12 protein-coding genes are annotated in these 13,750 nt (G+C 28.7%); 7 read left to right on the forward strand and 5 right to left on the reverse strand.

Annotated elements, in window-relative coordinates:
* Nucleotides 1-44: 44 nt before the first annotated feature.
* Genes ABNT14_RS06115 through ABNT14_RS06125 form a run of 3 tightly spaced genes read right to left on the reverse strand, consistent with a single transcriptional unit; the run spans nucleotide 45 to nucleotide 3,354 of the window.
* Nucleotides 45-1,610, reverse strand: coding sequence for a bifunctional metallophosphatase/5'-nucleotidase (locus ABNT14_RS06115; protein ID WP_101901640.1), 1,566 nt, complete (start codon nucleotides 1,608-1,610; stop codon nucleotides 45-47).
* Nucleotides 1,611-1,670: 60 nt separating this feature from the next.
* A complete protein-coding gene (locus ABNT14_RS06120; RefSeq protein WP_101907742.1) occupies nucleotides 1,671-2,486 on the reverse strand; it encodes a hypothetical protein in 816 nt (271 codons plus the stop codon).
* A 10-nt stretch (nucleotides 2,487-2,496) separates the two neighbouring features.
* Nucleotides 2,497-3,354 carry a hydroxymethylglutaryl-CoA lyase gene (locus ABNT14_RS06125; RefSeq protein ID WP_101901636.1) on the reverse strand — a complete coding sequence of 286 codons (858 nt, stop codon included), beginning with the start codon at nucleotides 3,352-3,354 and terminating at the stop codon, nucleotides 2,497-2,499.
* 186 nt (nucleotides 3,355-3,540) lie between these two features.
* On the opposite strand from ABNT14_RS06125, the gene ABNT14_RS06130 reads away from it, so the two are divergent.
* From ABNT14_RS06130 to ABNT14_RS06145, 4 genes are read left to right on the forward strand one after another with little or no spacing between them, the layout of a single operon-like run.
* Nucleotides 3,541-4,119, forward strand: a complete 579-nt coding sequence (locus ABNT14_RS06130) for an RNA polymerase sigma factor (RefSeq protein ID WP_101901635.1) — start codon at nucleotides 3,541-3,543, stop codon at nucleotides 4,117-4,119.
* The gene (locus ABNT14_RS06135; RefSeq protein WP_145993550.1) at nucleotides 4,109-4,639 is read left to right on the forward strand and encodes a hypothetical protein; all 531 of its coding nucleotides are present in this window, start codon (nucleotides 4,109-4,111) and stop codon (nucleotides 4,637-4,639) included. Before ABNT14_RS06130 ends, ABNT14_RS06135 begins: the two co-directional genes overlap by 11 nt.
* Complete coding sequence (locus ABNT14_RS06140) at nucleotides 4,626-5,699, forward strand: hypothetical protein (protein ID WP_145993549.1); 1,074 nt, start codon at nucleotides 4,626-4,628, stop codon at nucleotides 5,697-5,699. The genes ABNT14_RS06135 and ABNT14_RS06140 overlap by 14 nt, the downstream gene beginning before the upstream one ends.
* 43 nt (nucleotides 5,700-5,742) lie before the next feature.
* Nucleotides 5,743-6,471 carry a head GIN domain-containing protein gene (locus ABNT14_RS06145; RefSeq protein WP_101901629.1) on the forward strand — a complete coding sequence of 243 codons (729 nt, stop codon included), beginning with the start codon at nucleotides 5,743-5,745 and terminating at the stop codon, nucleotides 6,469-6,471.
* Nucleotides 6,472-6,539: 68 nt separating this feature from the next.
* Here the strand turns inward: ABNT14_RS06145 and ABNT14_RS06150 are convergent, their stop codons facing one another.
* Nucleotides 6,540-9,176, reverse strand: coding sequence for a valine--tRNA ligase (locus tag ABNT14_RS06150; protein ID WP_101901628.1), 2,637 nt, complete (start codon nucleotides 9,174-9,176; stop codon nucleotides 6,540-6,542).
* Nucleotides 9,177-9,360: 184 nt separating this feature from the next.
* On the opposite strand from ABNT14_RS06150, the gene ABNT14_RS06155 reads away from it, so the two are divergent.
* Nucleotides 9,361-9,753: a DUF1573 domain-containing protein gene (locus ABNT14_RS06155; protein ID WP_101901626.1), complete on the forward strand. Its 393-nt coding sequence runs from the start codon at nucleotides 9,361-9,363 to the stop codon at nucleotides 9,751-9,753.
* 57 nt (nucleotides 9,754-9,810) lie between these two features.
* On the opposite strand, the gene ABNT14_RS06160 is transcribed toward ABNT14_RS06155, so the two are convergent.
* Nucleotides 9,811-11,148, reverse strand: a complete 1,338-nt coding sequence (locus tag ABNT14_RS06160; RefSeq protein ID WP_101901624.1) for an aspartyl protease family protein — start codon at nucleotides 11,146-11,148, stop codon at nucleotides 9,811-9,813.
* A gap of 126 nt (nucleotides 11,149-11,274) precedes the next feature.
* Between ABNT14_RS06160 and ABNT14_RS06165 the strand changes: the two genes are divergently transcribed.
* Entirely contained in the window at nucleotides 11,275-12,465 is a 1,191-nt protein-coding gene (locus tag ABNT14_RS06165) for a pyridoxal phosphate-dependent aminotransferase (RefSeq protein WP_101901623.1), read from the forward strand.
* Nucleotides 12,466-12,471: 6 nt separating this feature from the next.
* Entirely contained in the window at nucleotides 12,472-13,479 is a 1,008-nt protein-coding gene (murB, locus tag ABNT14_RS06170; protein WP_101901621.1) for a UDP-N-acetylmuramate dehydrogenase, read from the forward strand.
* Nucleotides 13,480-13,750 lie beyond the last annotated feature (271 nt).

A 13,750-nucleotide genomic window follows, 5' to 3' on the forward strand; every position in this document is an offset into this window, starting at 1 on the left:
AATCTAATTTACCAAATTTTATTAAGACTTATTTTAAATAAAAACTACTTCTTTTTAAGGTACTCAACTACCGCTTTTCTAATATCAGCACTTAAATCTGTTTTTAAGGGTTTAGAAACTTCTTTAACTCCTGGATTTTTTTCTGATAACATAGGAATATCAAGTCCTTTTAGTAAATAATCTGAAAAGGCTACGTTATATATTTTATTTTCATTGATTTTTTCCGAACCAATTGCCCAGGTATTACCTATTTTTTTTACGTTATAACGCTGTAAATAAGCTCCTGTACCTGATGAATTTTCACCATATTCTAATACTTCTTTTAATAAGCTTCCTTTAATTTTAACTTTTAAAATAGCTCCTCCATAAGGTAAAACTCTAAAAATATCTATCACACTTATATTTCCTACTAAGGCATCATCAATACGAACAGAACCACCATTTATTAAAGCGCAATCAACAGTATTATTATATGCAAAACTCATTGATTTTGCTATAATTCCTCCCATATTTGTTTGCCTACTTCTAATAGGTGTTTCTCTAGCATCTAAAGGAATTTTAGTTTTATAAATTACCTCATAAGGATTTGATACAATATCTTGAATTTTATTTTTTAAAACAGTTTGCCACTTATCAACAATAATGCCTACTTTTTTATCCGAAGGAATTTTATCATTAATTTCTTTTAACTCTGATTTTAATTGAACTTTTTTAGTTAAAGGATCGTATTCAAAACGATGAATATAAACTGTTTTAGCATTGGCATCTGCTTTAGCAACAATAACATTTCCTACATGATCATAGCTATTGGTATGCTCATGCCCTCCCATTATTAATGGAATATTCGGTAATAATTCGGCTACTTTTTTGTCTTGTTCTAGGCTTAAATGTGTTAATCCCACAACAATATCTACCTGATCATTTATTTCATTATAAGCTCTTTTTATTTCTTGATATACATCGCCATAATACACGTAACTTTTTGGATTTGATGCAATACAAGCACTAATAAAACCAACCTTTAATGTTGAACCATCAGGGTTTAAAAATTCTCTGATATATGAATCTTCTAAGCTTTCTTTTTTTCCGTTGATTACTTTATGGAAATAATGATGTTTTCCGTTTTTATTATGCAATACGTTTGATGAAATCCAATCAAAATGACTTTCATTTAATCGCTCTTGTAAATGCGCATAACTTAAGTCTAATTCGTGATTACCAATGGCTACTAAATCAAAATTCATTGCATTCATTACTTCCACCATCTGCTGACCTCTAACCCGAGAACCGTCAACTTTCATCGCTCCTATTAATGATGGATTTAAAAAATCGCCTGCCAAAACGAGCATTGTATTTTTATTTTCTTTTTTCAAATTTTGATGCACCGTTTCTACTCGTGCCATCCCCCCAAACTTACCACTTTGAATAGGTGATATTTCATAAACATCGTTTAATTGTAAGATATTAAAGTATGTTTTTGAAGAATCTTTTTTAAAGAGATACGCTGTATTCGAGTTCTTTTTAGCCCCCTTTTGTACATCTTTTGAAGAACCACAACTAACAACAAAAATAGTTGTTATGGCTAGTAATACGAATTTAAATTGTTTCATTGATTTATTTTTGAACTTAATTTTACACAAAATAATTACGACCAATAAAATAGCCCCTAATTAATGAAGATATTTTCGTGTATTTTTTCTAATCATTTTACGATATTCTACTAATTCTGGAAATTGATAGAAAAAATTTCTTTTTTTATGTGCAATTGTCCTCGGTTTTTTTATCCTTGGTCTTAAAACAAACGCCGTCCAACTCTCGACAATATCTTCTTCGGGGCTTTCAACAGCATAATCTGTTAAAAACTCAGATGAATTATCTTGATATAGGTCAAATAATTTATCAACACAATTTGCTTCGGTATAGCAATAATCTCGCTGAATAACATCCCATCGATTTAATAATTTTCCTTTCCAAAATAAATTTACAAACCTATTAATATAACTTTTTCGATACGCCTCACCTTCATGAGTTAAATACAATTCTCCTTCCTCTTGTTTTCTTTTATTTGTTGGTCTTATTTGAGTTTTATTTAACGTTAATAAATGCCCAAACTCATGCACCATTGTATAAATAGATTCGTACAATATTTTTTTATTCCTAGTTTTTAAATTTACATCTTTAACATCTATTTCTAATTGCCATTTATCGTTTCGAGAATTTAACGACACTAATGCACCTACTTTTTCTTGTTCGCCATCAGTCATTAATACTAGGCGTTTAATATATTTTGTCGTTAATTCTTTTGGGAAAATTCTATAAAACTCTTTCCAATAATCGTTTGCTAAATCATTTTTATTTGACTTATTAATAACTAAAACACCTTTATTTATTTGCCACACTCCTATTCGTTCATCAATTAAATCTTGACAAAAAAGAACTTGACAAAAAAGAGCTAAAAAGAAAAAAAGTATATTTTTAAATTTCATATTTTTTTTTTTAAAAAAGTTCAAGAGCTTTATTATAAGCACTTTCAAAACTCATTGGTTTTATATTGGTCACTGCTTTTTGAACCGTAAAATAAGATAATAATTTTTCTGTTGGCATATTACCTATTAATTCATCCTTAGCCATTGGGCAACCTCCATATCCTTTTATAGCACCATCAAAACGGTTGCACCCTGCCTTAAAAGCAGCATCTACTTTTTCGTGCCATTTTTGAGGTGTTGTATGTAAATGAGCTCCAAATTCAATTTCAGGATAACACGGTATTAAATTTGAGAATAAATAATTTATATCCTCAGGTGTTGAGCTACCAACGGTGTCTGATAATGATAATATTTTAACGCCGAAATTAGCTAATCTTTCTGTCCATTCAGCTACAATATCTACATTCCAAGGATCACCATAAGGGTTTCCAAACCCCATTGACATATACGCTACAACCTCTTTATTACTTCTGTTCGCTATTGATAATACTTCTTTTAAAGTATCTAACGATTGTTCAATTGTTTTATGCGTATTTCGCATTTGAAAATTTTCAGATATTGAAAAAGGATAGCCTAAATAGTTAATTTCTTCAAATTGAGCTGCATCGTTTGCCCCTCTTACATTAGCTACAATTGCTAATAACTTACTTGTTGTTTTTGATAAATCTAACTGTGATAAAACGGCAGCTGTATCCCTCATTTGAGGGATTGCTTTAGGCGATACAAAACTTCCAAAATCAATCGTATCAAAACCTACTTTTAGTAGCGAATTGATATATTTAACCTTTGCCTGAGTAGGAATAAAATGACTTTTTATTCCTTGCATTGCATCACGCGGGCATTCTATAATTTTTATATTGTCAATCATTATGCCAAATATACATATTTTGATTCGTTTATATACCTTGTTTTCCTGCGATATTGTTAATTTCATAATAAATTACATTCCTCTTTTATTGAAAATTTCATATTTTTTTTACGCTTTTAAATAAAAAATATTTTTTATTTAAAATAAACTGTCACAATTCAAAAATCGAAAAGTCTCTATTATAGAATGATAGCTTTAAAGACTAAAAAAACACATATAGACCAACTAATAGCTCGCTGTAAAAAAGGTGATAGCACTGCACAAATACAAGTTTATAACAACTACTATAAAGCAATGTATAATACAGCGTATCGTATTTTAAAAGAATCTTTTGAATCCGAAGACTTAATTCAAGAAGCTTTTTTAACTGCATTTACAAAATTAGATACTTTTAAAGGTGAAGTTACTTTTGGTGCTTGGCTAAAAAGAATTGTAATTAACAAAAGTCTTACACAGTTAAAAAAAAACAATAGGTATGAAGCCATAAAAACAGACGTTATTCCTACTTATGAAATAGAAGAAACGGAAATCGATTATACATCTTTAGAAGTAAAACAGGTTATGAATTGTTTACTTAAATTAAAAGAAAACTACCGAGTAATACTTACTTTAAATTTAATTGAAGGCTATGATTATGAAGAAATTTCTCAAATATTAAACTACACAAACCAAAATGTACGTGCAACAATTTCAAGAGCTAAAAAGAAATTAAAGCAAATATTACTAGCTAGTACCTCAACTAATAATGAAATATATGGAAGATAAATTACATCAGTTTTTTGATGAAAATGATTTCGATATATCTGAGCCACATTCAGGACATTCAGATCGTTTTCAAAAAAAACTTCAACAGCAAAAACAACAAGGTAAATCCTCATTTTTTTGGATGAGTATTGCCGCTTCAATAATATTAATTTTAGGGTTTTGTATTGGTAATTATCAACAGCAAAAAACATATGATTTAGCCGATATATCACCTAAAATGGCAGAAGCACAACATTTTTTTGTTTCAACAATAAACCAAGAATTAAAAGAAATTGAAACCTATAGAAACATTGAAACCCAAACTTTAATTGAAGATTCTTTAAAAGAAATTGAAAAATTAGAAAATCGTTACAATGGACTAATAAATGATTTATCTAAAGATGAAAATAAAAAACAAATAATTAGACAAATGATTCTAAACTATCAACAACGTTTACAAGTTTTAAAAACACTTTTTACACAATTAGATATATATACTAATTCTGAAAAATTAAAAATAAAAGATGATGAAATTATATAAATTACTGTTTTTCTTATTGATTATCCCTGCTGTTTTAGCAGCAAATAACAGTCATAAAAAACACGAAAAAAACAAAACAATACGTAAAATTTTTTCAGTAAACGAGAATGCTACGCTATATATTAATAATAAATATGGAAATATACAAGTTAGCACTTGGAATAAAAATTCTATAGAAATTGAAGTTAAAATAATCGTAAAAGGAGATAATATCAATAATGTTAAAAATAAATTAAATGCTATTAATATTGTTTTTCAAGCTTCGAAAAATTTAGTAGAAGCCCGTACTAAGATTGAAAAATCAACGTCGAATTGGTCATGGTGGGGAAGCAATAATATAAACTATAAAATAAATTATCATATAAAAATACCCACAACAAGTAATGCCGATTTGAACAATAAATACGGTAATATAGAACTTGACAGCATTAAAGGAAAAGCAACCATTAATTGCAATTATGGAAATGTGGAAATTGATGAATTATTAAATGATTCTAATACTATTAACTTAGATTATTGTGGAAATGCTGAAATTAACTTCATTAAATCAGGTACTATAAATCTGGATTATTCTAAATTAAAAATTAACAACTCTAAATCCTTAAATATTAATGCTGACTACGCCACTGTAAAAATAGGAAAAACAAAAAAACTTAAATTTAATAGTGATTACGGAAATTTATCGCTTGATAATGTATCTAATCTTACAGTTAATTCTGATTATACAAATATTAAAATTAAGACTTTAAAAAAGAATCTAACGCTTAATACAAATTATGGAGCAGTTAAAGTTGAAAACATCGAAAAAAACTTCAACAAAATTATAATTGACGGTAATTATACAAGTATAAAACTAGGTGTAAATATCGAAAATAATTTCAATTTTAAAATAAATTTAGGATACGCTAACTTTAAATATCCTAATGAAAAAACAACAATATTTAAAAGTATTGAAAAAAATTCCACAAAATATTACGAAGGTGTTTTTGGTAAGACTACAAATTCAAACATAAATATAAAGTCAAATTACGGAGGCGTTTCAATTAAATTAAACGAGTAAATACCTATTCTATCTAAAAAAATAATCTTATAAAATTTTAATCATGAAAAAGCATTTAATTACATTTATTATCGTTTTAGTATCAATTTCTAGTAATGCACAAAGTTGGTCGGGAGCTAACAAAATTAAAGGAAATGGAAATAGCATCACTAAAACTCGTACTATAACTTCTTTTGATAAAGTATATGTTAATGGTTCTTTTAACGTTAATTTGATTGATGGTAATGAAGGAACAATAACTCTAAAAGGAGAAGAAAATATACTTCCTTACATTAAAACTTATGTAAAAAAGGGGAGGTTACTTATTAAATTCAAAAAAAACACCAATATTAACACAGTGAATAATTTAATTATTACAGTTCCTTTTCAATCAATTAAAAAAGTTTCTTTAAACGGTTCAGGTAATATTAAAATTAAGAAAACAATTAAATCAAATGTTGTCTCTTTTGATGTAAATGGCTCAGGGAATATTATTGCAGATGTAAATACAAAGACTGTAACAACTTCAATTAATGGCTCTGGAAATATTAATTTAACAGGTAGTACAACTAATTTTGAAAATTCTTTAATTGGCTCAGGAAACTTAAAAGCATATCATTTAAAAACAAAATATTTAAACGCAAATATTACAGGTTCAGGTAATATGAAAACTACAGTTAATAAAGAAATTAAAGCAAACATTATAGGTTCAGGAAATCTTTACTACAAAGGCAACCCTAAAAACATAAAAATAAAATCAGTTGGTTCTGGAGATATTATTGGTGAAAACTAATCAAAATAAATACAAAAAACCCGATGATTTATTACAATCATCGGGTTTTTATTTTTAAAAAATCAAAATTATTTTAAAGAAGCCAAACTACTTTTAATCGTTTCAATTTTCGCTAACGTATCTGATTCTTTTTTACGCTCTATAACAATAACCTGTTCAGGTGCATTGCTTACAAAACGCTCATTTGATAATTTCTTTTGAATTCCGAATAAGAAACCTTCTGCTCTTTTTAATTCAGCATTTAACTTAATAGTTTCAGCTTCTACGTCAATTTCTTCTTCAGCAACAGGAATAAAATATTCATTTGATTTTACTCTAAATGAAGCTCCTTCAACCTTATAAGAAACATAATTAATTTCTGATGCGTTGGTTAATTTCTGAATTAAAACATCAAATTTAGTTGTAAAATCTTCATTATTTACTACTGATAATTCTACTGCATCTTTAAATGAAATATTTTTATTTTTTCTGATATTTCTAATTCCTGAAACTACCTCTGTAGCAAACTCAAATTCACTAATAATTGCCGTATCTACTTTTTTAAGTTCAGGATATTTAGCTATAATTAAAGCTTCTTCAGGAGTTCTATCTGTAATATGTTGCCAAATTTCTTCTGATAAGAAAGGCATAAACGGATGTAATACTTTTAAATTATCTTCAAAAACAGCAATTACAGCATCAAAAGTTTTCTTGTCAATTGGCTGTTGATATGCTGGTTTTACAGCCTCTAATAACCATGACGAAAAATCATCCATAATTAATTTATAGATAGCCATTAAAGCATCTGACAAACGATATTTAGAAAAGTGGTCTTCAATTTCAGCTAACACTGTTTGAAACTTTGCATTATACCATTCTAAACCAATTTTTGCTGATTCTGGTTGCTCAATAGTTGCATCAACTTCCCAACCTGTAACTAAACGGAATGCATTCCAAATTTTATTTGAAAATCCTTTTCCTTGTTTACATAAATCTTCATCGAACATTAAATCGTTACCCGCAGCAGCACTTAATAATAAACCTACACGAACACCATCGGCACTATAATCTTCAATTAATTTTAAAGCATCAGGTGAATTCCCTAACGATTTAGACATTTTTCTACGTTGTTTATCACGTACTAAACCTGTTAAATAAACGTTTTCAAACGGACGTTCATCTTTATATTCGTATCCTGCAACAATCATACGAGCCACCCAGAAAAATAAAATATCTGGACCAGTAACTAAATCATTTGTTGGATAATAATATTTAATTTCTTCATTTTCAGGATTATTAATTCCATCAAAAACAGACATTGGCCATAACCAAGAAGAAAACCAAGTATCTAAAGCATCTTCATCTTGTTTTAAATCGGCTGCAACTAAATCAGCTTTTCCTGTTTTTTCTTTAGCTAAAACTACCGCTTCTTCAATAGTTGAAGCAACTACAAAATCTTCTTTTCCATCGCCATAGAAATACGCAGGAATTTGTTGTCCCCACCATAATTGACGAGAAATATTCCAATCACGTACATTTTCCATCCAATGACGGTACGTATTTTCGAATTTCTTTGGATATAATTTAACTTCGCTATCTTCACCTAAAACAGCATCAATAGCAGGTTTTGCTAACTCTTCCATCTTTAAAAACCATTGATCTGATAATCTTGGTTCGATAACAGCTTTAGTTCTTTCTGATGTTCCTACTTTATTAATATGAACTTCAGTTTTTACTAAAATTCCTTTTTCTTCTAATTCTTTAGCAACTAATTTACGAGCTACAAAACGGTCTTTTCCTTGATAATGTAATCCGAAAGAGTTTAAAGAAGCATCCTCATTAAAAATATCAATTACTTCTAATTTGTGTTTATCTCCTAAAACTTTATCATTTTCATCGTGTGCTGGAGTAACTTTTAAACATCCAGTACCAAATTCAACATCTACATATTCATCTTCAATAATAGGAATTACTCTATTAGATAAAGGAACAATTGCTTTCTTTCCTTTTAAATGTGTAAAACGCTCATCATTCGGATTGATACAAATTGCCGTATCACCAAAAATAGTTTCAGGACGTGTAGTTGCAATGGTTAATTTTTCCTCAGAACCTTCAATTTTATATTCTAAATAATAAAGATTTCCTTGTTTTTCAACATGAATAACTTCTTCATCAGATAAAGTCGTTTTTGCTTCAGGATCCCAATTTACCATTCTATAACCACGGTAAATTAAGCCTTTATTATATAAATCAACAAAAACTTTAATTACAGATTCAGACAATGCTGGGTCCATAGTAAAAGCAGTGCGTTCCCAATCACAAGAAGCACCTAATTTTTTTAACTGATCTAAAATAATTCCACCGTACTCGTTTTTCCATTCCCAAGCATGTGCCAAAAATTCTTCACGAGTTAAGTCATTTTTATCAATTCCTTGTTCTTTTAACTTAGCAACAACCTTTGCTTCCGTAGCAATAGATGCATGGTCAGTTCCAGGAACCCAACAAGCATTTTTACCTTGTAAACGTGCACGACGTATTAAAACATCCTGAATTGTATTGTTTAGCATGTGCCCCATATGCAATACTCCTGTTACATTAGGTGGTGGTATTACAATCGTATAAGGCTCACGATCATCTACTTCTGAATGAAAATAATTATGTTTCATCCAGTAATCGTACCACTTTCCTTCTACTTCTTTAGAATCGTATTTTGATGGAATATTCATATGTTTTATGTATATTTATGCCATAAATAATTCACTTACTTATGCTTTGGCATTATTTTTGAATTTAAAAAACAAAAATACAATTATCTATAGAAGTATAAAAAATTAGGTGTTGGTTTTTTTTTAAAACTAAAAAAATATTAAATTTGTAACGGAGTAAATCCCTAAATTAACTTTACTAATTATGAAAAGAATTTTATCATTTATCGCTGTTTGCTTTATCACTTTAACAGTAAGCGCACAAGAATTTAAATTTGAAACAGAAACAATTGACTACGGAAAGGTAGCAATCGCTTCAGAAGGAAAACGTACTTTTGAATTTACAAATATTGGTGATGAACCTATTATTATTAAAGATATTATTTCTGCCTGTGGATGTACAGTTCCTAAAAAACCCGAAGCACCAATTATGCCAGGGCAAAAAGGACAGATTGAAGTTTCTTACGACACAAAAAGACCAGGAGGTTTTTCTAAAACTTTAACGGTTGTTTCAAATGCTAAAAACAAAAGAAAAAGAATTAAAATTAAAGGTTTTATTGCTAAAAAAGATGCTGCCGTAAAAGCAAAATCGCTATAATTTTTTTATAATTTTATAAAACATTTAAAAGTGCCAATCTAAAAATTGGCACTTTTTTTATAGCCGTTTTTTTAATCTGAATTCAAAATTAAGATGCTTTTCACCTCTTTTTACCGTCATTTTTATTTTCTTAGAAGGTTTTTGCTGAAACATCACTATTATTTCACCTAACTCATATTGATAGGCCGCCCTATTATTTATTTTTTTGATAATATCACCTTTTTGCAAACCTGCTTTGCCTGCTGGCGAATCGGTTAAAACTTCATCAATTTTAAAAGAAGGTTTAAATTTGTATTGATATTTCGTACTTAACGAAATAATACGCCCATTATTTTGATTATTATCCGCCCCATTTGAATTAGCAAAAACCTCTTCTTTTACCAATTCTTGCCCATCATGAATAAGTTGTAAACCACTCATATTATAATAAAAACCTTTTTTTAAAGACGCATTTTTCTTTAATAGCAACTTTTTATTCGGATAATCTATCCAAACTTTAAACCGCTTTAAAATAGCACCACCTATACTTCCGTTTCGTTCCTTAAAACGCCTCGCATTCATGGTTGATGTTTTGTCTAAAAAAGAAACCGTAGGGTTCTTAATTGCATAACTTCCCAATAAAATAGCAGGGATTTTACTTCGTTTTCCGTAGACAGTTCCGCTAAGTCCTTCACCTAAAATATCCTTAAAATGCTTTATTGGAGTTTTTAGTACCTGTTTTGTGTTTTCAAACAACCACATCGCATCGCTACCACCTGTATCTATTAACATTTTTACAGGCGTTACCAAATTACCTACGGTATCAACTTTAACAGCAACATCGATATAGGGTTTTTTACGATAAAAACGTAGCGGAAACTCTTCACATTTTCTACATTTTTTTTGATGATATTTCTTCGGATTATAAAAAATAATTTTTGAGGTTTTATAATTAATTTCAGCAATAACATCTTTTAATAAATCGTAGCCAATAATGCCATGAATTGTTATGCCCATTTTTTCCGATAAATTAAAATCTTCGGTTAAAACAACAAATAAATCTTGATTATTTCCTACAATAGTATTAAGTTTTAGTTCGTTTTTTGTTGAAATCAATGCTGTAACAGGAACACCGCCCCCCAAACCACGAAGCAGTACTTTTTTTACATTATTCAATTTTAAACTATCTTTTTTTGTCAGATTAAATAACAAGGTATTCCCTACGCCTGTATCTAAAATAAAAGATAGTTTCTGACCGTTAACCACTACAGGAACAACAATTAAATTATTTATTAATTTAAAACGCACTACCTGTTTTTTTGTTTGACTCCCTAAAAACATAAAGTTATTTTGAGAAAAGGAAATCATACTACAAAAGACAGCAAAAAAGAAGCTTATTTTTTTGATTAAAGTCATTTATTTCAATTTTTGTATTAAGATACATTTTATATTTTCAAAATTTTGTTTTTTTAAGAAATAAGGGCTATTTTTTTCAAATAAAAATTGCAAATTTGCATATCAAACAACTATAAATTATATCATATGCCTGTTATTTCTATAAAAGGGAATTCTATGCCTCAATCACCAATTCGTAAATTGGTTCCTTTTGCAGAGGCTGCTAAAAAAAACGGAACAAAAGTTTTTCATTTAAATATTGGTCAACCAGATATTAAAACTCCTCAAGTAGCTTTAGATGCTGTTAAAAATAATACTATTGAAGTATTATCATACGCACGTTCTGAAGGTTCTGAACAATACCGTACAAAATTAGCTAATTACTATGCTAAAAACGATATTCATGTAAACGCAAATAATATTATTGCTACTACAGGTGGTTCTGAAGCGTTATTATTTACTATTGGTAGTATTACAGATCCAGGTGATGAAATTATTATTCCTGAGCCTTTTTATGCTAACTATAACGGTTTTTCTACTGCATCAGGTGTAAAAGTTGTTCCTGTAATTTCTAAAATAGAAGATAATTTTGCGTTACCTGCTATTGAAGATTTTGAAAAATTAATTACATCAAAAACAAAAGCTATTTTAATTTGTAACCCTGGTAATCCTACTGGTTATTTATATAGCGAAGCTGAAATTGAAAAATTAAAGCAAATCGTTTTAAAACACGATTTATTTTTAATTGCTGATGAAGTTTATCGTGAGTTTACTTATGATGGTGAAAAGCACAATTCAGTAATGACTTTAGATGGTTTAGAACAAAACGCTATTGTTATTGATTCTGTTTCTAAGCGTTACAGTATGTGTGGTGCAAGAATTGGGTGTATCGTTTCTAAAAATGAAGAGTTCATCAATACTGCTATTAAATTTGCTCAAGCTCGTTTAAGCCCTCCTACTTATGCTTTATTAGCTAGTGAAGCAGCTTTAGACACGCCTCAAAGTTATTTTGATGAAGTTATTGAAGAGTATCAAGAACGTAGAAATACTTTAATTTCTGAATTACAAAAAATTGATGGTATAAAAGTAGCTAATCCTAAAGGAGCTTTTTATTGTGTAGCTGAATTACCTATTGCTGATGCTGATGATTTTGCACAATGGATTTTAGAAGATTTTAACGATAATAACGAAACTATTATGGTTGCACCTGCTAGTGGATTTTATTCTACTGCTGGAGAAGGTAAAAACCAAATTCGTATGGCATATGTATTAAATAAAGTTGATTTAATTCGTTCTGTAGAGATTTTAAAAATAGCTTTACAACAATACAAAAAATAGGTTTCATTGAATATTCAAGAAAATATATCATTAAAAAACTATAATACGTTTGGCATTCATGTTAATGCCAAACGTTTTATTTCTGTTGATTCACTTTATAGTTTACAACAACTTTTAAAATCTGAAAAAGATGTTTTTTTAATTTCTGGAGGTAGCAATATGTTACTAACCAAAGATATTGAAAAACTTGTTGTTCATTTAAATTTAAAAGGAATCTCTATTGATAGAGAAAACGAAAACGATATTTACATAACCGTAAATGCTGGCGAAAATTGGCACGATTTTGTACTTTGGTGTGTTTCTGAAAATTATGGAGGAATTGAAAATTTATCACTTATTCCAGGAAATGTAGGTACTTGCCCAATTCAAAATATTGGTGCGTACGGCGTAGAGGTTAAAGACACGATTACTCGAGTAGAAGCTATTGAAATTGAAACTGGTAAATTAGTCTGTTTTTCAAATGAAGATTGTAATTTTGGCTACCGAAATTCTATTTTTAAAAATGCTTCAAAAGGCAAATATATTATTACCTCAGTTTGCTTTAAACTTAGTAAAAAAGAACACAAACTAAACACTTCTTACGGTGCTATTGAAGCGGAGTTTACATCAAAAAATATTGTAAATCCAACTATAAAAAATGTTTCGGATGCTATTATTGCTATTCGAAAATCAAAATTACCAGATCCTAAAAAAATTGGAAATAGCGGTAGTTTTTTTAAAAATCCTGTAATTTCAAAAAACCATTTTGAAACACTTCTAAATCAGTTTCCTTTAATGCCTCATTACGAAATTTCAAAAACAGAAGTAAAAGTTCCTGCGGGATGGTTAATTGAACAATGTGGTTTTAAAGGAAAACGTTTTGGTGCTTGTGGCGTACATGAAAAACAAGCTTTAGTACTTGTTAATTATGGAAATACAACAGGTATGGAAATTTACGAACTAGCACAAAAAATTCAAAAAAATATTAAAGATACATTTTCTATTGATTTAGAAATTGAAGTAAATATTATTTAAAATATTTTTATTTTTTTTAAGATATAAAGGTCATTCTGAATTTATTTCAGAATCACATAAAATGAAGAACTATGGCAAATCAGGATGCGAAACTGAAATAAATTCAGTTTGACGGATTCGATTTTTCTATAAAACTATTTTTGAATAAAATTTAAGTTTTTAGTACAATTTTATAAGTAAGGAAAAATTTCTAGCCCCGATTGAAGCATTTGTTTGAGCTCTTTTTTTGATTTTTCTTCAAAAAAAAGCGAGTGCGTAAAGCGGGAAATTG

The sequence above is a fragment of the Tenacibaculum dicentrarchi genome (assembly GCF_964036635.1).
GTDB classification, from domain to species: Bacteria; Bacteroidota; Bacteroidia; order Flavobacteriales; family Flavobacteriaceae; genus Polaribacter; species Polaribacter dicentrarchi.